This window comes from Ruegeria sp. B32, assembly GCF_025141855.1.
In the GTDB taxonomy this organism is placed as follows: Bacteria; Pseudomonadota; Alphaproteobacteria; order Rhodobacterales; family Rhodobacteraceae; genus Ruegeria; species Ruegeria arenilitoris.
Genome location: NZ_CP081106.1, coordinates 1,838,337 through 1,863,420 on the forward strand (window position 1 = coordinate 1,838,337; position 25,084 = coordinate 1,863,420).

General features: G+C 63.2%; 28 protein-coding genes. 12 read left to right on the forward strand and 16 right to left on the reverse strand.

The window, feature by feature from the left end:
- The first annotated feature begins 40 nt into the window (after nt 1-40).
- The 5 genes from radA (at nt 41) to K3752_RS09325 (ending at nt 5,096) form a co-directional block, all read left to right on the forward strand.
- Nucleotides 41-1,405: a DNA repair protein RadA gene (gene radA / locus K3752_RS09305; protein WP_260063082.1), complete on the forward strand. Its 1,365-nt coding sequence runs from the start codon at nt 41-43 to the stop codon at nt 1,403-1,405.
- 40 nt (nt 1,406-1,445) lie between these two features.
- On the forward strand, nt 1,446-2,015 hold the full coding sequence (locus K3752_RS09310) for a CvpA family protein (RefSeq protein ID WP_093962256.1): 570 nt from the start codon (nt 1,446-1,448) through the stop codon (nt 2,013-2,015).
- 497 nt (nt 2,016-2,512) lie between these two features.
- On the forward strand, nt 2,513-3,973 hold the full coding sequence (purF, locus tag K3752_RS09315; RefSeq protein ID WP_093962976.1) for an amidophosphoribosyltransferase: 1,461 nt from the start codon (nt 2,513-2,515) through the stop codon (nt 3,971-3,973).
- Between the two features lie 184 nt (nt 3,974-4,157).
- The gene (locus K3752_RS09320) at nt 4,158-4,406 is read left to right on the forward strand and encodes a hypothetical protein (RefSeq protein ID WP_093962257.1); all 249 of its coding nucleotides are present in this window, start codon (nt 4,158-4,160) and stop codon (nt 4,404-4,406) included.
- 42 nt (nt 4,407-4,448) lie between these two features.
- Nucleotides 4,449-5,096, forward strand: coding sequence for an SDR family oxidoreductase (locus tag K3752_RS09325; protein ID WP_170390334.1), 648 nt, complete (start codon nt 4,449-4,451; stop codon nt 5,094-5,096).
- Between the two features lie 57 nt (nt 5,097-5,153).
- Here K3752_RS09325 and K3752_RS09330 read toward each other — a convergent pair whose 3' ends face one another.
- The 4 genes from K3752_RS09330 to K3752_RS09345 form a co-directional block, all read right to left on the reverse strand.
- Nucleotides 5,154-5,996, reverse strand: coding sequence for an ATP-binding protein (locus tag K3752_RS09330; protein ID WP_260063083.1), 843 nt, complete (start codon nt 5,994-5,996; stop codon nt 5,154-5,156).
- 115 nt (nt 5,997-6,111) lie between these two features.
- Nucleotides 6,112-6,993: a twin-arginine translocase subunit TatC gene (gene tatC, locus K3752_RS09335; protein ID WP_170390335.1), complete on the reverse strand. Its 882-nt coding sequence runs from the start codon at nt 6,991-6,993 to the stop codon at nt 6,112-6,114.
- Entirely contained in the window at nt 6,990-7,448 is a 459-nt protein-coding gene (gene tatB / locus K3752_RS09340) for a Sec-independent protein translocase protein TatB (RefSeq protein WP_170358981.1), read from the reverse strand. Before tatB ends, tatC begins: the two co-directional genes overlap by 4 nt.
- A 6-nt stretch (nt 7,449-7,454) precedes the next feature.
- Complete coding sequence (locus K3752_RS09345; protein WP_170338833.1) at nt 7,455-7,670, reverse strand: twin-arginine translocase TatA/TatE family subunit; 216 nt, start codon at nt 7,668-7,670, stop codon at nt 7,455-7,457.
- Nucleotides 7,671-7,889: 219 nt separating this feature from the next.
- On the opposite strand from K3752_RS09345, the gene K3752_RS09350 reads away from it, so the two are divergent.
- Entirely contained in the window at nt 7,890-8,195 is a 306-nt protein-coding gene (locus K3752_RS09350) for a hypothetical protein (protein WP_260063084.1), read from the forward strand.
- 21 nt (nt 8,196-8,216) lie between these two features.
- Nucleotides 8,217-8,888 carry a YafY family protein gene (locus K3752_RS09355; RefSeq protein WP_260063085.1) on the forward strand — a complete coding sequence of 224 codons (672 nt, stop codon included), beginning with the start codon at nt 8,217-8,219 and terminating at the stop codon, nt 8,886-8,888.
- A 43-nt stretch (nt 8,889-8,931) separates the two neighbouring features.
- Here K3752_RS09355 and K3752_RS09360 read toward each other — a convergent pair whose 3' ends face one another.
- The 7 genes from K3752_RS09360 to K3752_RS09390 form a co-directional block, all read right to left on the reverse strand.
- Complete coding sequence (locus tag K3752_RS09360; RefSeq protein ID WP_170338325.1) at nt 8,932-10,083, reverse strand: M23 family metallopeptidase; 1,152 nt, start codon at nt 10,081-10,083, stop codon at nt 8,932-8,934.
- A gap of 63 nt (nt 10,084-10,146) precedes the next feature.
- The gene (locus K3752_RS09365; RefSeq protein ID WP_170338827.1) at nt 10,147-10,797 is read right to left on the reverse strand and encodes a protein-L-isoaspartate(D-aspartate) O-methyltransferase; all 651 of its coding nucleotides are present in this window, start codon (nt 10,795-10,797) and stop codon (nt 10,147-10,149) included.
- Nucleotides 10,794-11,576 carry a 5'/3'-nucleotidase SurE gene (gene surE, locus K3752_RS09370; protein ID WP_260063086.1) on the reverse strand — a complete coding sequence of 261 codons (783 nt, stop codon included), beginning with the start codon at nt 11,574-11,576 and terminating at the stop codon, nt 10,794-10,796. Before surE ends, K3752_RS09365 begins: the two co-directional genes overlap by 4 nt.
- Nucleotides 11,577-11,699: 123 nt before the next feature.
- Nucleotides 11,700-12,785, reverse strand: coding sequence for an ABC transporter ATP-binding protein (locus K3752_RS09375; RefSeq protein ID WP_170338320.1), 1,086 nt, complete (start codon nt 12,783-12,785; stop codon nt 11,700-11,702).
- A gap of 85 nt (nt 12,786-12,870) precedes the next feature.
- On the reverse strand, nt 12,871-13,983 hold the full coding sequence (locus tag K3752_RS09380; RefSeq protein WP_260066288.1) for a hypothetical protein: 1,113 nt from the start codon (nt 13,981-13,983) through the stop codon (nt 12,871-12,873).
- A gap of 2 nt (nt 13,984-13,985) precedes the next feature.
- Nucleotides 13,986-14,765 (reverse strand): SDR family oxidoreductase, encoded by a 780-nt coding sequence (locus tag K3752_RS09385; protein WP_170599621.1) that lies wholly within the window; start codon nt 14,763-14,765, stop codon nt 13,986-13,988.
- Nucleotides 14,766-14,840: 75 nt separating this feature from the next.
- A complete protein-coding gene (locus K3752_RS09390; RefSeq protein WP_170338820.1) occupies nt 14,841-15,203 on the reverse strand; it encodes a nuclear transport factor 2 family protein in 363 nt (120 codons plus the stop codon).
- 109 nt (nt 15,204-15,312) lie between these two features.
- Between K3752_RS09390 and K3752_RS09395 the strand changes: the two genes are divergently transcribed.
- The 3 genes from K3752_RS09395 (at nt 15,313) to K3752_RS09405 (ending at nt 19,522) form a co-directional block, all read left to right on the forward strand.
- A complete protein-coding gene (locus K3752_RS09395; protein WP_170363329.1) occupies nt 15,313-16,920 on the forward strand; it encodes a peptide chain release factor 3 in 1,608 nt (535 codons plus the stop codon).
- A gap of 43 nt (nt 16,921-16,963) precedes the next feature.
- Entirely contained in the window at nt 16,964-17,905 is a 942-nt protein-coding gene (locus K3752_RS09400; protein ID WP_260063087.1) for a glycosyltransferase family 2 protein, read from the forward strand.
- A 186-nt stretch (nt 17,906-18,091) separates the two neighbouring features.
- Entirely contained in the window at nt 18,092-19,522 is a 1,431-nt protein-coding gene (locus K3752_RS09405) for a DEAD/DEAH box helicase (RefSeq protein WP_260063089.1), read from the forward strand.
- A gap of 59 nt (nt 19,523-19,581) precedes the next feature.
- Here K3752_RS09405 and K3752_RS09410 read toward each other — a convergent pair whose 3' ends face one another.
- The 3 genes from K3752_RS09410 to K3752_RS09420 are packed head-to-tail and all read right to left on the reverse strand — an operon-like array spanning nt 19,582 to nt 21,604.
- Entirely contained in the window at nt 19,582-20,484 is a 903-nt protein-coding gene (locus K3752_RS09410) for an EamA family transporter (RefSeq protein ID WP_170338309.1), read from the reverse strand.
- A 21-nt stretch (nt 20,485-20,505) separates the two neighbouring features.
- A complete protein-coding gene (locus K3752_RS09415; protein WP_260063090.1) occupies nt 20,506-21,408 on the reverse strand; it encodes a fatty acid desaturase in 903 nt (300 codons plus the stop codon).
- On the reverse strand, nt 21,401-21,604 hold the full coding sequence (locus K3752_RS09420; RefSeq protein WP_260063091.1) for a DUF2061 domain-containing protein: 204 nt from the start codon (nt 21,602-21,604) through the stop codon (nt 21,401-21,403). The genes K3752_RS09415 and K3752_RS09420 overlap by 8 nt, the downstream gene beginning before the upstream one ends.
- A gap of 109 nt (nt 21,605-21,713) precedes the next feature.
- On the opposite strand from K3752_RS09420, the gene K3752_RS09425 reads away from it, so the two are divergent.
- Both K3752_RS09425 and K3752_RS09430 read left to right on the forward strand, forming a co-directional pair.
- A complete protein-coding gene (locus tag K3752_RS09425) occupies nt 21,714-22,580 on the forward strand; it encodes a helix-turn-helix domain-containing protein (protein ID WP_260063092.1) in 867 nt (288 codons plus the stop codon).
- A 90-nt stretch (nt 22,581-22,670) separates the two neighbouring features.
- Nucleotides 22,671-22,853 (forward strand): hypothetical protein, encoded by a 183-nt coding sequence (locus K3752_RS09430; RefSeq protein WP_093962276.1) that lies wholly within the window; start codon nt 22,671-22,673, stop codon nt 22,851-22,853.
- Here the strand turns inward: K3752_RS09430 and K3752_RS09435 are convergent.
- Both K3752_RS09435 and K3752_RS09440 read right to left on the reverse strand, forming a co-directional pair.
- The gene (locus K3752_RS09435) at nt 22,850-23,611 is read right to left on the reverse strand and encodes an SDR family oxidoreductase (RefSeq protein WP_260063093.1); all 762 of its coding nucleotides are present in this window, start codon (nt 23,609-23,611) and stop codon (nt 22,850-22,852) included. The two genes, K3752_RS09430 and K3752_RS09435, sit on opposite strands and share 4 nt — an antisense overlap.
- A complete protein-coding gene (locus K3752_RS09440; protein WP_260063094.1) occupies nt 23,608-25,071 on the reverse strand; it encodes a carnitine 3-dehydrogenase in 1,464 nt (487 codons plus the stop codon). The genes K3752_RS09435 and K3752_RS09440 overlap by 4 nt, the downstream gene beginning before the upstream one ends.
- Nucleotides 25,072-25,084: the final 13 nt, after the last annotated feature.

Below are 25,084 nucleotides of genomic sequence, written 5' to 3' on the forward strand. Positions count from 1 at the left end.
GGGCTTGAAGAACCGCGCAAGCTCGGGCACGAATTGCGCCATGGCAAAGACGACGACTTTCACCTGCTCGGCCTGTGGCGCCTCGCATTCCCGCTGGTCCGGCCGCTGCGACGGCTGTGGCGAGTGGAACACCATAGTTCAAGAGGCCCCATTGTCGGCAGGCCCGGCCAAGAAATCGCTGGGCGGCAAACGCGGCCAGGCCGTCACCCTGACAGACCTCTCCACCGAGGAGGCCCCGCCGCCCCGCACAGTCTGCGGTGTCGAAGAACTGGACCGTGTCCTGGGCGGCGGACTGGTCCCTGCCTCGGCCCTGCTGGTGGGCGGCGATCCGGGCATCGGCAAATCCACCCTGCTGTTGCAGGCCGCCGCGCGCTTTGCCCGGTCGGGCCTGAAAACCATCTATGTCTCGGGCGAGGAAGCCAGCGCCCAGGTTCGCATGCGCGCGCGCCGTCTGGGGCTCGAGGACGCGCCGGTGCAACTGGCGGCCGAGACCAACCTTCGCGACATTCTCACCACGCTCGAGGCCGAGAAACCCGGCCTTGCCATCATCGACTCGATCCAGACCATGTGGGCGGACAATGTCGATAGCGCACCGGGATCAGTCAGTCAGGTCCGCGCCGCCGCGCACGAGCTGACCAGCTTTGCCAAGCGCCACGGCGTGTCCATCATCATGGTCGGCCATGTCACCAAGGAAGGCCAGATCGCCGGCCCCCGCGTGGTCGAACACATGGTCGATACCGTCCTCTATTTCGAGGGCGAGCGCGGCCACCAATTCCGCATCCTGCGCGCGGTCAAGAACCGCTTTGGCCCCGCCGACGAGATCGGCGTGTTCGAGATGACGGGCAAGGGTCTGGTACAGGTCACCAACCCTTCGGCCCTGTTCCTGTCGGAACGCGGCACACCCAGCCCCGGCTCGGCGGTTTTCGCAGGCATCGAGGGCACGCGGCCGGTTCTGGTCGAACTGCAGGCGCTGGTCGCGCCCTCGCCCCATTCACAGCCCCGCCGCACGGTCGTCGGCTGGGACAGCGGACGGCTTGCGATGATCCTCGCCGTGCTCGAAGCGCGCTGCGGCATCCCCTTTGCCGGGCTCGACGTTTACCTGAACGTGGCCGGGGGCCTGAAGATCAGCGAGCCCGCAGCCGACCTCGCAGTGGCCGCCGCCCTGCTGAGCGCGCGCGAGGACACCGCCCTGCCCGCCGACACCGTGGTTTTCGGAGAAATCTCGCTATCCGGGGCACTTAGACCAGCGCCGCAGACCGAAAACAGGTTGAAAGAAGCGCAAAAACTTGGTTTCACAGCAGCAATTGCTCCGGCAGGCGGCAAAACCGGTACTGTGGCAGGTCTGACACTCACCCGACCCTCTGATTTGGTCGGGTTTGTTGGCGAAACCTTCGGAGCAGGTTAAAGTCGCGCCTCGAGGGGCAGAAAAAGAACAGGCGAGGGCCATGGAAGGTTTTACAATAATTGACGGGCTCGTTGCCCTGATCATCGTGCTGTCGGGGATTCTGGCCTATTCGCGCGGCTTCATGCGCGAGGTCATGGCCATTGCAGGTTGGGTTGCCGCCGCAGTTCTGGCCTTCATCTTTGCACCGCAAGCCGTGCCGCTGGTCAAGGAAATCCCGGTGGTCGGAGACTTCTTGCGTGACAGCTGCGAATTGTCGGTGATTACGGGCTTTGCCGCAGTGTTTGCCATTGCGCTGATCGTGGTCAGCATCTTCACCCCGTTGTTCTCGTCACTGGTACAGCGCTCGGCGCTGGGCGGGCTGGATCAGGCGCTGGGTTTCTTCTTCGGCATAGCGCGCGGCATTCTGCTGGTTGCCATCGCCTTCTTTGTCTACGACACCGTGATGACCGGCCAGTCCTACACGATCGTCGACGAAAGCCGCTCGGCCAAGGTATTCGAGCAGTTCAGCGACAGGATCGAAGAGCAGAACCCCGAGGCCGCCCTGGGTTGGGTGACCACCCAGTACGAAGAACTCGTTGCATCCTGCACAGCGGATTCTCAGGGCCAGTAACAGCTACCAGCCAAGCAAAACGAAGCAGCCCGGCGGCCAGCCGGGCTTGTTTTTTGCCAGAGGGTCAGACGAACCCTTCGCCCCCACAAACCGAGCAGCGGTTGGTTTTCAGGCCAAAGCATCCGTCACACCGGCTGAACTGAGGCTTGCCCAAGTGATCTCGACCCTTCAGGACTTCGCCTTTGCCATTGCATATCTGGCAAGGTGCACGTCCCATTCCGCGGCACCGATGGCACCGGCGCTTGACGTGCTCGTCCTTTTTCTGGCCCGGTCGTCCCTGCCACATACCTGTTTTGCCCTCGGTCAAATGCTGCCGGCATCATTCCACGCAGCGCGTTCAAAACACGGGAAACACTCATGTTCGCGGCCCCATCAAACCAGAAACCCGGCCTGCGGCAAAACGAATTATGATCCTTTGGTGACATGGGGGGCATTAGGCATTATGTGAGGGCCAACTCGCCATGGAATCGGAGCTGCCTGTCTTGCATAGCCCGCAGATGCCCCCCGCCCACCCGTTCGATGATGACAAGCTCCGCGAGGAATGCGGGATTTTCGGGGTCGTCGGCGTCAAGGATGCCGCCAATTTCGTTGCTCTTGGTCTGCATGCCCTGCAGCACCGCGGGCAGGAAGCCGGCGGGATCGTCACCCATGATCCTGAACTCGGCTTCAACTCGGCCCGTCGATTTGGCTATGTGCGCGACAATTTCACCTCGTCCGACGTGATGGAAAGCCTGCCCGGGCCGATCGGGATCGGCCATGTGCGCTATTCCACGGCCGGGTCCAAGGGCCAGACCGCCATCCGTGACGTACAGCCATTCTTCGGCGAGTTTTCGATGGGCGGCGCCGCGATTGCGCACAATGGCAACATCACGAACGCCAACGCCCTGCGGCGCGAGCTGATCGAGCGCGGCTCGATCTTCCAAAGCTCGTCCGACAGCGAATGCATCATCCACCTGATGGCGCGCTCGCTACAGCGCAACATCCCGGAACGGATGGAAGACGCACTGCGCCGGGTCGAGGGCGCCTTCTCGGTGGTCGCCATGACCCGGACGAAGCTGATCGGCGTCCGCGATCCTCTGGGTGTGCGCCCGCTGGTATTGGGCAAAATCGGCGATGGCTGGTGCCTGGCCTCGGAGACTTGTGCCCTGGACATCATCGGTGCCGAATTCCTGCGCGAGATCGAGCCCGGTGAAATGGTTGTGATCAATGCCCAGAACGGTGTTGAGAGCCACTTCCCGTTCCGCCGGCAACCCAGCAAGTTCTGTATCTTCGAGCATGTCTACTTCTCGCGCCCAGACTCGATTCTGGGTGGACGCTCGGTCTATGAGACACGCGAAGCCATCGGGCGCGAGCTGGCCAAGGAAAGCCCCGTCGAGGCGGATCTGGTCTGCCCCGTGCCCGACAGCGGCACGCCCGCGGCCATTGGCTACTCGCTGGAGTCGGGCATCCCCTATGCGATGGGGATCATCCGCAACCAATACATGGGCCGCACCTTCATCGAACCCACCGAACAGATCCGCAACATGGGCGTGCGGCTCAAGCTGAACGTGAACCGCGCCCTGATCGAGGGCAAGCGGGTGATACTGGTCGACGACTCGGTCGTGCGCGGCACGACCAGCCGCAAGATCAAGGAAATGATCCTGGATGCCGGCGCGAAAGAGGTGCATTTCCGCATCGCCTCGCCGCCCACGGCCTGGCCCTGTTTCTACGGCGTGGACACCCCACAGCGCGAAAAGCTGCTGGCCGCCACGATGACCGAGGAAGAAATGACCAAGCATCTGGCGGTCGACAGCCTCAAGTTCATCTCGCTGGACGGGCTGTACCGGGCGGTCGGCGAATCGCAGGGCCGCAGCAAGGACTGCCCGCAATACTGCGATGCATGCTTCTCGGGCGAGTATCCCGTCACTCCGGCGGACATGGTTGAACAAGGGTTCAAGATGCAACCGGCGGCCGAATAAGGCCGGAATTCAGAGACTTCTCAAAGGGGCCGCAGGGCCCCTTTTTTCATGGGCCGGATCGGCGTGGCGAAACATGGCCGAAACCTGCTGCATCGGCTTTTCCTTCCCCTTTGGCTCTGCTAGCCAACCGGCTGCTCACTCACGCAATCACACGGAGGCCGGGCCACCGGGCCGGCCAGTTCACATGGCAAATCCCAGAGTCGACAGCGCGGCCACCCAAAAGGGCGCGCTCAGCAAGAATGGTACGACCGTCTTGGGCGTCTTTGGCCCGCAGAACGACATGCGCGCCCTGATGCGCTCATCGTCTGGACGGGTGAAAGAGGTCAAGACAGGCAGCCGCTTTGGTTCGGGCACGATCGTGGCCATCGACAAAGACGGCATCATGCTGCGACAAAGCGGCCGGACCCAGCGCATCGCCATCCCCGGAAGCTGATCCGGGCTTGACGGGCTGCGCGCTTGGGTTCAAACCCCGCGCATGACCGATCAGATCAAAATCGCACTTGTCACCGGCGCGTCGCGCGGCCTTGGTGCCGCTCTGGCCGAGGCGCTGGCGCCCGAGTATCACATCGTCGCCGTTGCCCGCACCACCGGCGGGCTGGAAGACCTGGATGACCGCATCAAGGCCAAAGGGGGCGCGGCCACCCTGGCGCCGATGGACATCGCCGACCCCAATGCCATGGCCACGCTGTGCCGGGGCATCCATGACCGCTGGGGCAAGCTGGACCTGTGGCTGCATACGGCCATCCACACCGCACCGCTGACGCCCGCAAATTTCATCGACCCCAAGGATTGGCAAAAGTCCGTGGACGTGAACGCCTCGGCAACTTCGGTGCTGATCCCCTATGTCGCGCCCTTGCTGGGTGAGGCTGGACAGGCCGTATTCTTTGACGACCCGCGTGCCGGCGAGAAGTTCTGCGCCACCTACGGCGCAACCAAGGCCGCGCAGATCGCCATGGCGCGCAGCTGGGCCGCCGAAACCGTGCGCACCGGGCCGAAGGTTCATGTGTTGCAGCCCAGGCCGATGGCCACAGCCCTGCGCGCGCGTTTCTTCCCCGGTGAGGACCGCTCGAAGCTGGCCAGCCCCTCGGACGAGGCAGCGCGCCTGCTGTCCATGCTGGGCTGAGACCTTTCGGTCAGATCGACGGGAAAGATGTTGCGGCGCCCCAAGCGGGCGCCGTTTTCATTCGATGTGAACGCCCTTTCGGCCCGCCAGATCGACAAAGAACTGCCACGCCACGCGGCCCGAACGCGCGCCGCGCGTGGCCTGCCATTCGATCGCCTCGGCCCGCAGAACGTCGGCATCGACGCTGACGCCATAAGCCGCGCAATACCGGTCGATCATCGCAAGGTATTCGTCCTGATCGCAGGGGTGGAACCCCAGCCACAGGCCGAACCGGTCGGACAGCGAAACCTTTTCCTCGACCGCCTCGGACGGGTTGATCGCGCTTGAGCGTTCGTTCTCGATCATGTCGCGCGGCATCAGGTGGCGGCGGTTCGACGTGGCATAGAACACCACGTTTTCGGGCCGGCCCTCGATCCCGCCATCCAACACGGCCTTCAGCGACTTGTAGTGCTGGTCGTCATGGCTGAACGACAGGTCATCACAGAACAGGATGAACCGGTAAGGTGCGGCGCGCAGGTGGTTCAGCAACCGCGCGACCGAGCCCATGTCCTCGCGCTGCAGCTCAACCAGCTTCAGGTCGGGAAACTCGGGCTGAAGGGTGCCGTGCACCGCCTTGACCAAGCTGGACTTGCCCATGCCGCGGGCACCCCACAACAGCGCGTTGTTGGACTTGTACCCGGCAGCGAAGCGGCGCGTGTTGTCCAGCAGCGTATCGCGCGACCGGTTGATGCCCACTAGCAGATCCAGATCGACGCGGTTGACATTGTGCACCGGCTCAAGCCGGTCGGGCCCGATGTGCCAGACAAAGGCGGGCGCGACCGAGAAATCGGGCGCGGCCAACGGCGCCGGGGCCATGCGCTCCAAGGCGTCGGCGATGCGGTTCAGGGCTTGGTCGTCCATGGGTCCTCCGAAGTCTTGCGGCCGATTTCAACCACGTTCACGGGCCGCCAACAAGACCCGCATGAAGAAAGGGCGCACCCGCCAAGGCACGCCCTTCCCCATTTACTGCTCGGGTTTATTTGCCGTCTTCTGCGTCAAACTCGTCCATCATCGCATCATCGGCGGCTTCTTCATCGTCATAGTAGCCTTCGGCCCGCAGCTGTTCTTCGCGCTTTCTCTCGACCCGGGCCACTAGGAAGATCGAAATCTCGTACAGGCCATAGACCACGACGAACAGGATGATCTGGGTGATCACGTCCGGCGGGGTCACGATGGCGGCCAGAACCAGAATGCCCACCACGGCATATTTGCGCACCGCGCCCAAACCTTCGGCGCTGACCAGCCCGGCCTTGCCCATCAGGGTCAACAGAACCGGCAGCTGGAAACACAGGCCAAAGGCCACGATGAACTTGATCGTCAGGTTCAGGTATTCCTGTGCCGAACCCTGGAAAACCACGCTCAGCGGCGCAGTGGCACCATCCGCTAAGGCCTCACCCTCGGCCCCGAATTGCTGGAACCCAAGGAAGAAGTCATAGGCCAGCGGCGTGACCACGTAAAAGGCAAAGCTCGCGCCCAGCAGGAACATGAAGGGCGAGGCCAGCAGGAACGGCAGGAAGGCGTTCTTCTCGGATCGATAGAGCCCCGGCGCCACGAACCGCCACATCTGCATACCGATATACGGAAAGGCCAGAATGAACCCACCCAAGAGCGAGACCTTGATCGCCACGAAGAAGCCCTCCTGCGGCGAAATGAAGATCAGGTCGCAGTCCTGTCCCCGCTCGGACAGAACATCGCACAGGGGCTGGGTCAGAAAGTTGAAGATCGGCGTGGCTACCGTGAAACAGATGATCATACCGATCAAAAATGCCACGACGCTGTGGATCAGCCGCGTGCGCAGCTCGGCCAGATGCTCGATCAGGGGGGCCGAGGTATCTTCGATCTCGTCGGTCTTGCTCATGTCTTGCCTTCGGTTCTCAGCGCGGCTTCGGCCTCTTCGGCCTTGGCCAGGGCCTCGGCGGCTTCTTTCGCTTTGCGCTCGGCAGCCGCACGGGCGGTTGAGGCCTGGATCTTCTTGGCCTGCTCGGCGCGCTCAGCGGCCAGTTTGCCGGTTTCGCTGTCGGGGTCGAACTTGGTCGGGTCCATGCTCTTGGCCATGTCCTGGGCCGCCTGCTTGACGCCGTCCATCGCACTGCCCACCGGGTTGGTGGCCGCGTCCAGTCCTTTCTTTATGTCATTCACGCCCGCCTGGTCGGCCGCCTCGTTCATGGCGCTTGAGAACTCGCGCGCCATGCCGCGGGCCTTGCCGACGAACCGTCCGACATTGCGGAACAGAACCGGCAGGTCCTTGGGCCCCACGACGATCAGGGCAACGATGCCGATGACCAGAAGCTCGGTCCAGCCCAGATCAAACATGGGCGATTAGACCTTGTCTTTGTCGGACTCGGGCGTGACATCCTTGGCCAGCTCGGACGCGTCCTGTTCGATCTCTTCGGTACCGTCCTTGACGCCTTTCTTGAATGCGGTGATGCCCTTGCCCACTTCACCCATCAACGAGCTGATCTTGCCGCGGCCGAACAGCACCAGCACCACGACGGCGATCAGCAGCAGGCCGGGAAGGCCGATATTGTTGAGCATGTCTCTTCTCCTTCTACGTCGGCGCGCCGCGCCGGGAATGTGATCTGGAAGCCTGTCTACGCCCACCGGGCCGTCGAAAAAAGTGACGCATGTCAAATCCGCGTTCAATTCCGTGCTGCTCACGTGGTTTTTGCAGGCTGGCAATTTCCAACTGACAGGTTTATGTCAGTTGTAGGCGACTAGGAACAGGGCATCGAAACCTGGTCAACGGAGACTCACATGACCCATGTTGCTGAAATCGTCACCTTCACCCTCGCTGATGGCACCACGCCGGAAGAGTTCGTCAGGCTCAGCCAGACGACCGAGGCCTTCGTGCGCGCGGCCCCGGGCTTTGCCCACCGACAGCTGAGCCTGGGCGAGGATGGCAGCTGGACCGATTATGTCATCTGGACCGACATGAAGGCCGCTCAGGACGCCGCCGCGCAGTTCCCGCAGCAGGATTTTGCCGCCGGTCTGATGGCGGCCATCGACCCCGCCAGCATCCAGATGCGTCACGAGAAAGTGCTATGGAACATGACCGCCTGATCGCGGTCCGGACGGCGTGTCATGCGCCGCACTGACCGCCTGTTCGACATCATCCAGATCCTGCGCGACGGCAAACTGCACCGCGCGCAGGACATCGCGGACCGGCTCGAGGTTTCGGTCCGCACCATCTATCGCGACATGGACACGCTGGTGGCGTCGGGCGTCCCGGTCGAGGGCGAACGCGGCGTGGGGTACATGGTGCGCGAGCAGATCACCCTGCCCCCGCTGAACCTCACCCCGGCCGAGCTTGAGGCCCTGAACCTCGGCATGGCGATCGTGGCCGAGGCCGCCGACCCCGACCTGAAGGCCGCCGCCGAGGCGCTGGCCGCCAAGATCGACGCGGTACTGCCCACCCAGGTGGTGGCCGAGGCCGATGCCTGGAAATTCGCCGTCTACCCCTTTGCCGATGCAGCGCGCGGGCTGGCGCATATGGCGCCGATCCGGGCGGCCATCAAATCGCGCCAGAAACTGCGACTGACCTACCGGCGCATCGACGGAACCCTGACCGAACGCACGATCCGCCCCCTGCACATGGAATACTGGGGCCGGGTCTGGACCCTGACCGCCTGGTGCGAGCTGCGCGACGCCTTCCGCGTGTTCCGCATCGACCTGATCGAAAGCGTCACGCCCCTGCCCGAGATCTTTGCCGACGAGCCCGGAAAGCGGCTGGCTGACTACAACCCGACCGACTGATCCCGTTTTTCACCCAAGGCCACTTGGAACGGCGCTCAGACCCTCAGCGCAGATAGGTTTCGGGGTCGACGGACTCGAACCCTTTGCGCACTTCGAAATGCACATAGGCGTTCTCACCCCCGCGCAGCTTGGCAATGCTTTGGCCGCGGCTGACCCGGTCGCCTTTCTTGACCGAGATGTTCTCAACATTCGCGTAGACCGTCAGCAAATCGTTGGTGTGCTTGACGACGATGATCGGGATCTGATCCGCATCCGCCGTAATGGCCGCCACGGTACCGGCTTCGGCCGCCTTGACCGATGCGCCGGGCGAACCGGCGATGTCGATCCCTTCGTTCTTGCCCTTGGCATACGGGCGAATGATCTTGCCAGTTACCGGCAGAGCCAAGGCTGACGAGCTGGAATTCGTCGGGGCCTCGGCCGTCACGTCCGGAGCGGGCGTCAACGGCGCAACTTTTTCGTCCGGCAGCGGCTGCGTTGCACTGGGCGGCGTCGGGGTGGGCGATCCCTGCCCCGGTTCAGTGGTCGCCGTGGGCGCTGCGGCGGCAGCCTGGCGCGGTGCAGCCTGATTCTTGACGGGGATCAGCAGAAACTGACCTTCGCGCACGGCGAAGTCCGAACCCAAACCGTTCCATTCAGCCAGCGCATCGACCGGAACCTGATACAGGCGCGAAATGGTATAGGCCGTCTCACCCCGCTTGACCTTGTGCCGGATCGGCTCGTCCGTCGAGGTGACGGGCGCCGGTTTGGCCGGCTCAAGGTTCGTGACCCGCACGCCGCCCGTATCCGGCGCCTGATCAATCGCGGTCGTGGCGATCGAGGCGATATCGACATTCCCCGCTCCGGCGCCGACGGACCGTGGCAAGGCCAGTACTTCGCCCTCGCGCAGCTGGTCGGTGGGCTTGAGACCGTTGAACCGGGCCAGCTCGGCCTCGGGCAGACCAACCCGCGCAGCCACGGCGGCGACGTTGTCACCCCGTTGCGCGACGGCAACCTGATATGTCGGATAGGTGATCACGCCACGGCTGTCCGGCGCCGGCCGGTTCGTGGTGGCTGATTGTGCGGCCGGAGTGGTCGAAAAACCGCCGACCTGACCGCGCAGGTCGTAATCCAGCGGGCCTTCGCAACCGGCAAGCACCAGCGCGGCAACCATCGCCGTTGTTCCACGACCCAAGACTGACTTGGAAACTGCTCTCATATCACTGTCCTCAACACCTGCCCCTGTTTGCCGGGGTTCTGGCGCCCAATTCCTAAACCTACGTTACGCCTCGTCCTTTCCAAGCCCTTCCAGCAAGGGCACGAACCGAACAGGCAACAGTTCGTCATATTCCAGCCCGGTCTCGGTTCTGGTGACCCGTATCAGGGTCTGAACCGCATCCGACTGCCCAACGGGCAAGACCATGATACCGCCGATTTTGAGCTGCGCCAAGAGCGGGCCCGGCGGGTCCTCGGCCGCGGCGGTGACGATGATGCGGTCAAAAGGAGCCTGTTCGGGCAACCCGAAAGATCCATCCGACAGCATCGCCGTGATATTCGTCAGCCCCAACTCTCGAAACAGCTCTCCGGTTTCGCGTACCAGACGCTTGTGGCGTTCCACGGTGTAGACCCGCCGCGCCAGCTTGGACAGCACCGCAGCCTGATACCCCGAACCCGTCCCCACCTCGAGCACCTTGTCGCGCGGCGTGACCTGCAGCGCCTGCGTCATCAGACCTACGACCGAGGGCTGGCTGATCGTCTGGCCGCATGCAATCGGCAGCGGCGTGTCCTCGTAGGCACGCTCGGCGAACAGGCCGCGCACGAACTTGCCGCGGTCGATCTGCTCCATCGCGTCCAGAACACGCGCATCCGTCACCCCGCGAGACCGCAGGGCGAACAGGAACTGCATCTTGGTTTCGGGGTCCAGTCCGGTCATTCGATCGTCTTCAACGCCTCCAGCGCATCATCGGCGGTCAGGTCGGCCCGCATCGGCGTGACCGAGATATAGCCGTCCAGGTTCGCCGCAGCATCCGTTCCCGGAGTCGTCGGGTTGTGCTGATAGCCCCCCTTGATCCACAGGAAACGGCGGCCCGAGGGCGAGCTGTGCGGTTCCACCCCAAAATGCGTGTCGCGTCGGAATCCCTGACGCACGACGCGGGTACCAAGAACTTCATCGGCAGGCACCGGAGGGAAATTCACGTTGTAAAACAGGCGGTAGTCTTCCTGCGCGGGCGGATCGGCCTCAAGGATGCGTCGTACCAGGTCCGCTCCGAACCGTGTGGCGGCCTCGAACGGGTCGTCCAGCCCAAGATTGCGCGGGCCAAAGTACTGCGACAAGGCGATCGCCGGAATGCCCTGAAGTGCGGCCTCCATCGCGCCGCCGATCGTGCCTGAGTACAAAGTGTTCTCGGCCGAATTGTTGCCCCGGTTCACGCCTGAAAGAACCAGATCAGGTCGCGCGTCCTTCATCACGTCATGAAGCCCGGCCAGTACGCAATCGGCCGGCGACCCTTCGGCCGCGTAACGACGCTCGCCCAGTTTGGCCACCATCATGGGATGGGTATAGCTGATGCAATGCCCGACCCCTGACTGTTCGAAAGCCGGAGCCACGATCCAGACCTCACCATCCGGGCCGGCCACATCCGCAGCAATCGCCTCGAGCGCGATCAGGCCTGGGGCGTTGATCCCGTCGTCATTTGTCAGAAGTATGCGCATTGCCTGCCTTTGCCCCAGCGTTTCGCCCTTGATAGACGGCCCCAAAGGATGCGGCAAGCGATGCCCCGGCGCATTCTGCGGCATTCGCGCACCACTCGCCGGGAAATCGACCGGTTGCGGCGTCTAGGCTGGAAAAACGAAGCAGCGATCCCGCCGGATGGTCAACCACATCACCCGGCCCGGATTGGGCACGAACACGTTCGGAACGGTCGCCTTGAGGATCGAGCCGTCATAGTCCATCCGAAACTCGATCAGGCTTTCGTTGCCCAGAAAGCGAGCGCGCTCGACCACGCCGCGGGCCGCAACACCATCGGTCGCCGTCGGCAGCGGTCCCTTGCCATTGCGATCAAAGTCCAGCCGCACATGCTGAGGGCGGAAAACGATTTCGACGTCCGTGCCATCGGGAACGCCCGGCGCCAGGAATTGACCAAATGGCGTTTGCGCCAATGCTCCATTCACCTGGGACTGCAACACATTGACATCACTAAAAAATGCCACGGCAGCCTTGTCTACGGGTCGGGTGTAGACATTGTAGGGCGCGCCCTGCTGCACGATCTTGCCGCGGCGCATCAGTGCAATCTCGTCGGCCATGCGCATCGCTTCTTCGGGCTCGTGCGTGACCAGCAGCACGGCGGCGTCCTCTTCCTTCAGGATGGCGAGGGTCTCGTCGCGGATGCCGTCGCGCAGACGGTTGTCGAGGCCGGAAAACGGCTCGTCCATCAGCATGATCCGCGGACGCGGCGCCAACGCTCGGGCCAGCGCGACCCGCTGCTGCTCGCCCCCTGACAGTTGATGCGGAAACCCGTCGATATGGCGGATCAGGTCGACCTTTCTCAGCAACTCTTCGACACGTTCCCGTTTTTGCTCTTTGGCCCCCTTCAGGCCAAAAGCCACGTTGTCGGCCACGCTGAGGTGCGGAAACAAAGCGAAATCCTGGAACATCAGTCCGATCTCGCGACGTTCCGGCGGCACCCTGAACACCGTGTCACAGACCAACTTGCCATCGACGTAGATTTCGCCCGAGTCCTGCATTTCGACGCCGGCAATCATCCGCAACGTAGTGGATTTGCCGCAGCCCGACGGGCCCAGCAGACAGGTCACCTGCCCCGCCTGAACGGTCAGCGAGACATCATCCACCACCGTGCGCCCGCCGAACCGACAGACCAGATTGCGGATTTCCAATCGCGGAGGAGCTGTGTTGATTGCCACCGACGGACCCCAATTGCCTTTTTCCGATCAAATTCATCGGGCTTGCGCCGGGATAACAACCCCGCCCATCGGGCGCAAGAGAGGCCTAGGCCAGCAGCTCGAACGACACTCCCGCGCGGACCTTGCCGTTGACCTGAAGCTCAAGCCGATGCGGCCCCGGAACCAGCCGAAACGTGGTCGCGTCGCCCTTGAGTTTGTGCCGCTTGTTCAGCCGCAGGCAGCCATCTGAAAGATTGGCTTGCTTGAGCTTGTGAACCTTGGGGGAGATTTTCCCGCCAGGTCGCTGAAAATGAACGATATAGTCAATCAAGACCGGATGATCATCGGGGCCTGAAACCGAGACGGCAAACTCCAGAACCCCGCCGATGCGGGCCTCACCAATCACCGCAACGCCCACCTCCAGCGGGGCGTCCGGATCATAGCCCAGCAGCGCCAACGCCCCGCCATGGCCGGACTTGACCAGCCCGCGCAGCGCATGTGCGGTGATCCACCGCATCTCGCCGGCCTCCTGCGCACCCGAGGCATGCCACGCCTTCAGGCGGTCCAGCGCCAGGTCAGGGTCTTTCTTTGTGATGTCGTTGAGATGGTTCGCCACCGACCGCGTGACATAGCGCGTCGGATCCGAGTGCAACCGATCCAGCAGCGGCAACGGGTCCGTCAGGTCCAGCCCGACCGCCTGCCCCCAAGGCAGCCGTGGGCGCGTGCCTTCGGAGACCAGCCGCCGGACGTGATAGCTGGAATGTCCGCACCAGTCCTGCATCCGGTCCAGCACCAGATCGGGATGGCTGTTCAGAAAGGGCCGGATCGCCCATTCCATCGAAAATCGCTGAGTGATCTCTGCAAGCACATCCAGCGCCACGTCGGGATGGTCCGCGCCGACCTGCGCCACCCACTCGCCCAATGGGGCAAAGATGAAGTCACCGAAATCGTCATCACTCAGGGACGGGTCCAGAGGCGGCGGCAAGGCCCGCAGGATCACCGGGGCCACGTCGGGCAGCGCGCCGGGAAAGGCCGTCTGCAAACAATCGGCAATCCACGCGATCCGCTGCTTCAGCTCTAGCTCCGGCAGGCGCGACATGACCCGCGCTTGGAACGCCTCTCCGTCAAACCCGGGGTCGGCCTGCGCGAACAGGCCGGCCATGTAACGGGTCTTTTCCGCGTTGAACAGCTGATCCTTCAGCGAAAACCCCTGCGCCACGGTCACATCGTCAGGTTGGTCGCGCCGCCATCCAGCAGGATGTTCTGCCCCACGATGAACCCGGCATGTTGCGAGCACAGAAACGCGCAGGTCGCGCCGAATTCCAGCCGCGTGCCATAGCGCCGCGCTGGAATGGTCGCCGCGCGCTCGGCCCGTGCCTCGTCCAGCGAGATGCCCTTCTGCGCCGAAACCCCGGCATCTAGCGAGTCCGCCCTGTCGGTGGCATGAATGCCGGGCAATAGGTTGTTGATGGTCACGCCGTAGGGCGCCACCTGCCGCGCGGTTCCGGCCACATAGCCGGTCAGCCCGGTACGCGCCGCGTTCGACAGGCCCAGCACCGCGATCGGCGCCCGCACGGATTGCGAGGTGATGTTGACCACCCGGCCCCAACCCTTGTCCATCATCGACGGCAACAGCGCCTTCATGAAGGCTATCGGCGTCAGCATGTTGGCATCCAGCGCCTTGATGAAATCCTCGCGATCCCAGTCGGACCACAGGCCCGGCGGCGGACCACCGGCGTTTGTCACAAGGATATCAACGCCCTGCGCGGCCTCAATCACCTGCGCCTGGCCTTCGGGCGTGGTCACGTCGCAAGCCACGGTCTGCACCTCGACGCCATGTTCGGCGCGCAACCGGTCGGCCTGCGCCTCCAGCGCGTCAGGCCCACGTGCGTTCATCACCAAATCGACACCCTCGGCGGCCAGCGCCTCGGCGCAGCCCAGCCCCAAGCCCTTACTGCTGGCACAGACCAGCGCGCGTTTTCCTTGTAGTCCCAGATCCATGTGATCCCCCCTGTCAGTTGTTACCCGCATGTCTAGCACCGGCCAGACAGGGAAGACCAGATTGGCGTCGGCAAATCAGTAGAAGAACTCTTCCCGCACGATCTTGCCGTTGACCACGTGATAGACTCCGACCTCGCGCATGTCGAAAGCTTCACCGCTTTCCTTCACCTTGCCCTGCACTTCAAAAATCACGGCAAAGCTGTTTTCACCATGCAGGAACGGGTCGCTGACTGACGCGCCCGAAACCTCGTGCGCGCTTTCCCACCAATCATGCTTGCCGCGGATGCCTTCAATGCCGTGGGTCTCGCGGCCCATGCCCTGCATGTCCATCGCCTCGACCGAGACGGCATCGGCTGCATACAACTTCTCCAGATTCTCCTTGGCGCGGTTTTCGCGGCAACCTGCCACCAGTTCCTGGGCGATTTCTTTCAAATTCATTGATCCACTCCACTATTTGTTCACTATATGTTCTTATTGGCATATCCACCCGATTCGAACCACCCCCTTTGTCTTGCCTCGACAGGATTCCCCGCCTATACGCGCCTTCATGCTTGATACCGCCTCGAACCAACCCACCCTGCCGCCCGAGATCGCACGGCGCCGGACCTTTGCCATCATCTCGCACCCGGATGCGGGCAAGACGACCCTGACCGAAAAGTTCCTTCTGTATGGGGGTGCTATCCAGATGGCCGGACAGGTGCGCGCCAAGGGCGAGGCACGGCGTACGCGCTCGGACTTCATGCAAATGGAAAAGGACCGGGGGATCTCGGTCTCGGCCTCGGCCATGTCGTTTGACTATGGCCCCTACCGGTTCAACCTGGTGGACACGCCCGGCCACTCGGACTTTTCCGAAGACACCTATCGCACGCTGACCGCCGTTGACGCCGCGGTTATGGTGATCGACGGGGCAAAGGGCGTGGAAAGCCAGACGCAAAAGCTGTTCGAGGTCTGCCGCTTGCGCGACCTGCCGATCCTGACCTTCTGTAACAAGATGGACCGTGAGAGCCGCGATACGTTCGAAATCATCGACGAGATCCAGGAGATGCTGGCCATCGACGTGACACCGGCCAGTTGGCCCATCGGCGTGGGGCGCGATTTCATCGGCTGCTACGACATGCTGCGTGACCGGCTGGAATTGATGGACCGCGCCGACCGCAACAAAGTGGCTGAAAGCATCGAGATCAACGGGCTGGACGACCCCAAACTGGCCGAGCATGTGCCCGCCGAACTGCTGGACAAGCTGCTGGAAGAGGTCGAGATGGCGCGCGAATTGCTGCCCGCGCTGGACCCGCAGGCGGTTCTGGAAGGCCACATGACCCCGATCTGGTTCGGCTCGGCCATCAACTCGTTCGGCGTCAAGGAATTGATGGAGGGCATCGGCCAGTACGGACCGCAGCCGCAGGTGCAATCGGCCGAACCGCGCCAGATTTCGCCGGATGAGAAAAAGGTGGCGGGCTTTGTCTTCAAGGTACAGGCCAACATGGACCCCAAGCACCGCGACCGGGTGGCCTTTGTCCGCATGGCCAGCGGCCATTTCAAGCGCGGCATGAAGCTGACCCATGTGCGCAGCAAGAAGCCCATGGCGATCACGAACCCGGTTCTGTTTCTAGCGTCCGACCGGGAACTGGCCGACGAGGCATGGGCTGGCGATATCATCGGCATCCCCAACCACGGCCAGCTGCGCATTGGCGACACTCTGACCGAGGGCGAGGCGATCCGCGTAACCGGAATTCCATCCTTCGCGCCCGAGCTGTTGCAGGGCGTGCGCGCGGGCGATCCGATGAAGGCCAAACACCTGGAAAAGGCGCTGATGCAGTTTGCCGAAGAAGGTGCGGCCAAGGTGTTCAAACCCTCAATCGGCTCGGGCTTTATCGTCGGCGTGGTGGGCGCGCTGCAGTTCGAGGTGCTGGCCAGCCGGATCGAGTTGGAATACGGCCTGCCGGTGCGGTTCGAGGCCTCGCAATTCACCAGTGCGCGCTGGGTGTCGGGCGACAAGGCCGAGGTCGAGAAGTTCGTAAATGCGAACAAGCAGCACATTGCCCACGATCACGACGGCGACATCGTCTATCTGACCCGCCTGCAATGGGACATCGACCGCGTGGTGCGCGACTATCCCAAACTGACGCTTACCGCGACCAAGGAAATGATGACGTGATGCTGACCCTGCCCCCCGTCAAAGCATCAGAGGCCGTCATCGCATGACCGCAGCGGGGCCGAGCTGGGGCATCGTCTCGACGGTGCGTGGATCGGCCCACGACATTCTGAGTTTTGCGGCCTACCACCTGGATCTGGGCGCGGATCACCTCTACCTCTACCTTGATGAGCCCAACCGGCGGGCTTTTCGCCCCCTGCGCCGCCACCCCAAGGTGACCGTCCGCATCTGCGACGATGCGTTCTGGGCGGCGCGCAAACGGGACAAGCCCGAGCGCCACCAGGTCCGCCAGACCGTTCATGCGACCTATACCTATCGCCACACCGATCTCGATTGGCTGGCGCATATAGATGTGGACGAGTTCCTGTGGCCCACGGCCCCCATCGCGGACTTGCTGGGCGAAGTGCCCGAAACGGTACACGCAGTTCGGATTCGTCCGATCGAGGCCCTGGCCTGCGGCGACGATCTCTACAAGGCGTTCATCCCCCAGGGCCCCGAACGAGAAGCGCTTGTCGAGACGATCTATCCAAACTACGGCGCCTTCGTTCTGGGCGGCTTTCTGAGCCACGTACAGGGCAAGCTGTTCGTGCGCACGGGGATGGAGAACCTCAATTATCGCATCCACAACCTGTTTCAGAACAAGGTCATCTTGCCTTGCAAGACCGAAATGCCGCAGATCGACCTGTGCCACCGCCATGCCACGGATTGGGAGCATTGGTGGTCACACTATCGGTTTCGACTGGAGCGCGGCTCGTACCAGCCTGGCATGGCTCCGAACGTACATCGCGATCGGGGTGGGCTGAACATGAACGAACTGCTCAGTTGGATCGAGGCCGAAGAAGGCGAGAAAGGTCTGCGCAAGTTCTTTGACGAACTCAGCGCCACCGACCCGCAGGTTCGCGCGCGCCTGCAGGAACGGGGTCTGATCAAGCACCGACCGCTTGATCTTGAGGAAAAGCTGCAGAAACACTTTCCCGGAAGCTGCTGAATTGTTGCACGAAATCGCCAGTGACGCGATGTAGCTATACAGATGAAACTGTCTTCATTTGACCCTGCCACACCTTTTTGTTATGTCCGCATCCAAGCCGACACGCGCATGGTGCGCATGGCCATCCGGGCCCGGCATTTTTTGTTACGCGCGGGCCAGGTCAGTGTCCGCATGAACCGGACATACATGACGAAATTCACCGATCTGAACCTGAACCCCAAGGTCCTCAAAGCTATTGAGGAAGCCGGCTACGAAACCCCGACCCCGATCCAGGAAGGCGCCATCCCGCCAGCTTTGGAGGGACGTGACGTTCTGGGCATCGCCCAGACCGGAACCGGCAAGACGGCCAGTTTCGTCTTGCCCATGATCACCCTGTTGGCGCGCGGTCGTGCGCGGGCGCGGATGCCGCGTTCGCTGGTGCTGTGCCCGACGCGGGAACTGGCGGCGCAGGTGGCCGAAAACTTCGACACCTATACCAAGCATCTGAAGCTGACCAAGGCGCTGCTGATCGGCGGCGTCAGCTTCAAGGAACAGGATGCCCTGATAGACCGCGGCGTGGACGTGCTGATCGCCACGCCCGGCCGTCTGCTGGACCATTTCGAACGTGGCAAGCTGTTGCTGACCGGCGTGCAGATCATGGTCGTGGACGAGGCTGACCGGATGCTGGACATGGGGTTCATTCCCGATATCGAACGCATCTTCTCGCTGACGCCCTTTACCCGGCAGACGCTGTTCTTCTCGGCCACCATGGCGCCCGAAATCGAGCGGATCACCGACACGTTCCTGTCGGCCCCGGACCGGATCGAAGTGGCCCGTCAGGCCACCGCGTCCGAGACCATCGAACAGGGCGTCGTAATGGTCAAAGGCGGCCGCCGTGACCGTGAGGGCAGCACCAAGCGCAAGGTCCTGCGCGCACTGATCGATGCCGAAGGTGACAAATGCACCAACGCCATTGTCTTCTGCAACCGCAAAACCGACGTGGATATCACCGCGAAATCGCTGAAGAAATACGGCTATGACGCGGCCGCGATCCACGGCGATCTGGACCAGTCCGTGCGCACCAGGACCCTTGAGGGCTTCCGCGAAGGAACGCTGCGTTTCCTGGTGGCGTCCGATGTCGCCGCGCGGGGACTGGACGTTCCGTCGGTCAGCCATGTGTTCAACTTCGATGTGCCCAGCCACCCCGAGGATTACGTGCACCGCATCGGCCGTACCGGCCGCGCCGGGCGCGAAGGCAAGGCCATCACTCTGTGCACGGCCCGCGATGAAAAGGCGCTGGACGCGATCCAGAAGCTGATCCAGAAGGAAATCCCACGTCTGGACAACCCGGTTCAGGCCGAACCGGCTGGGGACGAGGACAAAAAGCACGAGAAGAGATCGCGCGCGTCGACCCGCAAGGGCGAGGGCAAATCCGAGGCCAAGGACACCGGGAAGGACAAGCCCGCCAAGGACGCTACGCCCAGGGAAACAGCCCCCAAGGACAAGCCGGCACGAGAAAAGGGCCAACGCGGCAAAAGCCGTGGACGCCGCGACGATGGCGGACCAGCCGTCGTCGGCATGGGCGATCACCTGCCCAGCTTTATCGCTCTCAGCTTTGACGAACGCCGCGCGGGCTGACCCGCCTGCATGGCAAAAAGATCAGAAGGCGCACGGACCTCCGCGCGCCTTTTTGCATCTCAGATCGCGGCGACCAGGATCAGGATCGAGAGACCCAGCAGGACCATCCCCATAGTTTCGCGCCGCGTCACCGTCTCGCGGAAGACCAGGACCGAGGCCATGAGGCTGAAAATCAGCTCCACCTGCCCCAGCGCCTTGACGTAGGCCGCGTTCTGCAGGCTGAAGGCCCAGAACCAGCAGAACGACCCGCCCAGGCTGGTCAGCCCGACGAAGATGCCGGTGCGCCGCGTGTCCCATACCGCGCGCAGCTCGGCCCGGTCGCGCCAAACCAGCCACAGCGCCATCGACAGGAACTGGATCGAGACTACGACTGCCAGCGTCACCAGCGCCCGAAACCAGGCCTCGCCATCGCCCAGTTGCAGCGATGCGCCGCGATAACTGACCGCGGAAAAGGCGAACAAGACACCCGATCCCAACCCCAATTGCGAGGCGCGGTTGGTCAGGTGACGCCACCACGCCCCACTGCCGCCCGGCGTTTTCGACAACAGCAGAACCGCCAGAAGCCCCAGCAGGATGGCCCCGAAGGCACCGGCCGAAACCCGGTCGCCCAGCACGACGAAACCGACGATTGCGGTCTGGATCACCTCGGTTTTCTTGAAGGTGATGCCAACGGCAAAGTTGCGCTGTTTGAACAGCGCCACGACGCAGATCGTGGCGAGGATTTGGGACACCCCACCGATGGCGGCATAGAGCCAGAACAGAGGCGGCAGCGCAGGCAGCGGCAGACCGCTGAGACGCATCGCCACCACCAGACCCAGCAGCACCAGAGGCATCGAATAGGCAAAGCGCGCAAAGGTCGCGCCGGTCGCCGACAGCTTCACGCTGCTCAGCGATTTCTGCAGCATGAAGCGCACCGTCTGAAAGGTGGCGGCGGCCAAGGTTACGGGAATCCACAAACTCATGGCTTCCCTTCTGTCGTCAAATCAGGGTTTTGGCCAGAGCGGATGTTCCACAGGATCCTTGGCACGCCAGAAATACTGCCGGAAAACCTGCCCGTACGAGCGATAGACATAGGCCTCATTGCAGGCAAGATAGCGTTCTTTCCCTCGGCGATAGAGCGCAGGCAGCCGATACCATGGTGCCGCCGGGTTCATGTGATGAACGACGTGCAGGTTGTTGTTCAGAAACAGAAACGCAAGCGGTCCGCGGTCTTCGACGATCACCGTGCGGGCGCGCGATTTTTCGTGCGCGCGGTGTTCCAGAAAGGTACGGATCTTGACCAGCGCCAGCCCCAGATAGGCCGCCAGGACAAAGGCCCAGACCGGCATCGCTGATCGCGCCACGATCCACAGAACCACCGCCACGCCCGGCAGATGCAGGGCCCAGGCCAACCAGATGTCGCGATCCCCTCGCATCGCTCCGCGCCAGTCGTCGCGCAGAAAGGCCAACTGCCCGATGATCGGACCCAGCACCATGCGCCCCAACAGCGTGTTGTTCGCCTGATAGACCCACCGCTGCCACCGGGGCAGCCTGGCCCAGACAGCCGGGTCCAGATAGTTGGACTCCGGATCGTCATAGGGGTCGGTCAGGTTGGCATCCTGATGGTGCGCCAGATGCAGATCGCGGAAGCGGTTGTAGGGGATGAACAGGGTCAGCGGCAGCGCCATCAGCGCCTCGTTCAGCCACTTTGCGCGGAACGGATGGCCGTGCAGCGCCTCATGCGTCAGCGATGAATGCAGCGCCGCGACACCACCCATCATCGGCACCGCCAGCCACAGCGACCACGCAGCCACGCCGAAAATCGCGACCAGCCAAAGGGCATAGCAGGCAACGATCAGGGCAAAGGTCGGCCATTCGGGGGATTTGGGGGTGGTCGCCTCAGCCATGCCGCCCCCAGGAGATTCCGGCCCAGATGCGTTCGTAAATCACGTAGAGCGTCAGCCCGACGGCCGTGTTCACCACCGCCAATGCGCCGCCAATAGCGGCCGAACCGGTGGCGACCAGCCCCACCACGGTCATGACCGCGAGGCCCATCGCATTCCAAATGATTGCCTTCACGACAGATCTTCGCCGCGTTTCCATTCCGGTCCCCAGTCTTTTTGCTTTTCACACAAGCGTTACCTGCCAGTGGCCCTGTCGAGAATTCCGAATATGATTAACAAATCTCAGCGTTCGTGATATTTATCACCACATGCAGGAAAATTTCGACAAACGCGACCGCGCCGCGCAGTTCCGCCTGCGCCTGGCCCGCGCAATGGACCAGCGGAAGATGAGCCAAAGCGCGCTGGCGCGCACCATCGGGGTCGATCGCTCAACCGTTTCCCAGTTGCTGACCGATACGGGCGCACGCCTGCCCAACGCCCATGTCGTGGGCAGCTGCGCCTCGGCTCTGGGGGTGTCGGCGGATTGGCTGCTCAGCCTCTCGAACCGACCCGAGAGCGCGGCCGAGCTGCTGGCCAGTTCTCTGACCATGACCGAGGCACCCCGCGCCCTGGTCGACGAGCGCATCTTTGAATGGCATCAGGAGGCCGCCGGCTACAAAATCCGCTATGTTCCGGCCACCCTGCCCGACATGCTGAAAACCCGCGCCGTGCTGGAATGGGAATATGCGCCGCATCTGGGCCGAACCGCCGACCAGGCCATCGGCGCCTCCGAGGACCGCCTGACCTGGATGCGCGGGGCCCAGTCCGACTATGAAATAGCCATGCCGCTGTATGAGATTCACAGCTTTGTTTGTGGCACCGGCTATTATGACGGGCTGCCCCTGCAGGTGCGGCTGGACCAGATCGATCATATGCTGGAGCTGTGCGAACAGCTGTATCCGCGCATGCGCATCTACCTGTTCGATGCCAAGCGGCTCTATTCCGCGCCGGTCACCATCTTTGGCCCACTGCTATGTGTGTTCTATGCCGGCAGCCATTACATGGCCTTTCGCGACCGGGACCGGATCGAGGTTTTTACGCGCCATTTTGATACCTTGGTCCGCGAAGCTGATCTGACCGCCCGGCATTTCCCGACCCATCTGCGCCAACTGCGCGCGGCCATTTCGGTAGGGTGACACCAGTCCACGGGTGCAATTTCCCACCCGATCCCCTATATTGAGGTGCGCGAAAATCCGAACGATCCGACCCAAAGGAGGATATCAGGAATGGACGCTCTCAAAACCGCTCAATACGCACGCGCCCTCTACTCGGCGCATGGCGACAAGGCCGAGGCCGAAGCCGCCCAGAAAGCCCGCGAATTCGAAGCCGCCGGAAACGTGGAAGAGGCACAGAACTGGCAGGCCGTTCGCGCCTCGATCCGCCAGATGCGCGGCCCCAACCAGGGCTAAAGCTTTGGGTCGGGGTTCACGGTGTGCCCATCGACGGCGATGACCTGCCCCGACACCAACCGTGCCGCATCCGAGGCCAGGAACACCGCCATGGCGGCAATGTCATGCGCTTCGACGAAGCGGCCCATCGAAGTACCCGCCGCATAGCCCCGATAGACCTGATCGCGGGTCATGCCCTTGGCGGCCGCTTCGCGCTGCAGCACGCCCTCCATCCGAGGGCCTTCCACCGCGCCGGGGCAGATGACGTTGCAGCGCACGCCGTGCGGCCCCAGCTCCATCGCCAGGGTCTTGCCCAACCCGATCACCGCCCATTTCGCCGCCGCATAGGGCGCGCGGTTGGGATAGCCGTACTGCCCGGCGGTCGAGGATGTGATCAGCACCACGCCGCGCCCCTGCCGTTTGAGCATCGGCGCCGCGTATTTCGCGCACAGAAACGCCCCGTCCAGATTGACGGAAATACATTTTTGCCAATCGCTTAGCGCCACATCTTCGACCAATGCGGTCGGCCCCGCGACCCCCGCATTCGCGCACAGAACGTCCAAACCGCCCCACTGCACCGCGATCTCGCCGAACAGCTCTGCGACGGCAGCCTCATCCGATACATCTACCTGCGACCACCCCCAGTGATCCGGGCAGGCCCGTAACGCCTCGGCGTCCACATCCGCCACCCAGACCTGCGCGCCGGCGGCGTCGAACGCTTCGGCCATCGCGCGCCCCACGCCCGAGGCCCCGGCGGTGATCAGAACTCGCCCCGTCATGCCGGTTTGCGGATGGCCGCCCCTGCGCCCTCGGGATAGGGCAACCCGGCCTGCGCTTCGGCGATGCGGGCCATCGCGGCTTCGATCTGCGACGACGGCGCACAGGGCCGACGGGTTTCCAAGCTCACATGCAGCAGAAAGCTCTCGCCCGTGGCCAGCAGTTTGTCGCCCTCGTACATGCTGTGGAACAGGTGCAGCTTCTTGTCCTTCCCCAACAGCATCTGCGTGCGCACCTCGATTTTCGCCCCGGCATGGGCCTCGTCCAGATACCGGATGTGATTTTCAGCCGTGAAATAGCTGCCGCCCGAGGCGATGTAGTCGGCATCGCAGCCGATGATCTCCATGAAACGGTCGGTCGCTGCGGCGAAGGCCTCGAGATACCGCGCCTCGTTCATGTGACCGTTGTAGTCGGTCCAGTCCAGCGGCACCGCGCGGGCCAGCGTCAGGATCGGCTGGCTCAGATCGGCCTGATCCAGCGTCGGCAGGGCACCTGGCTTTAGCAGCGCGTCATGCTGGTTCAGCACCGCCCCCGCGCCCCAGTCACGCGCCTTCAACGCCCGCATCATGCCCACCAGATTGTTGTCGCGAATGCGCTCCAACTCGCGGATCGAGTGCATCCCCGATTGCGTGTCCGACTGGTCGGCGATCATATCGACCAAATCGTCGGTGAACTCGGGCACGTCCATCAGCTTGGTCCAGGGCCATTTCAGCGCCGGGCCGAACTGGGCCATGAAATGCCGCATCCCGGCCTCGCCCCCGGCCACGCGATAGGTCTCGAACAGGCCCATCTGCGCCCAGCGGATGCCAAAGCCCATGCGGATCGCCTCGTCCACCTCCTCGGTCGTGGCCACGCCGTCCTTGACCAGCCACAGCGCCTCGCGCCACACGGCTTCGAGGAACCGGTCGGCGATATGCGCGTCGATTTCCTTGCGGACCTGCAGCGGGAAGAATCCGACCGAGCGCAACACATCCTTGGCCTGCGCGACCAGTTCGGGCGGGTTGGCGACCGAAGGCACCAGTTCGACCAGCGGCAGCAGATAGACTGGGTTGAACGGGTGCGTCACCACGATCTGTTCGGGCCGCAGCGCGCCTTCCTGCAGCTCGGAGGGTTTGAACCCGCTGGTCGAGGACCCGATGATCGCCCCAGGATCACAGGCCTCCTGCAGCCCCTTGTAAACCTTCAACTTCAGATCCAGCCGCTCGGGCACGCTCTCCTGGATCCACGTTGCCCCCTTCACCGCGTCGGCGATGTCGGCATGAAAGCTCAACGCGCCTTCTCGCGGCAGCGGCACATCGCTCAGCCCGGGCAACGACCGCCGCGCGTTGTTCAGGACTTCGCCGATCTTGCGCTCGGCCTCGGGGTCCGGGTCGAACACCCGCACGTCCCAGCCATTCAGCAGAAACCGCGCGGCCCATCCGCCGCCGATCACGCCACCACCGATGATCGCTGCCGTCTTCATCTTCTCTCCTTCG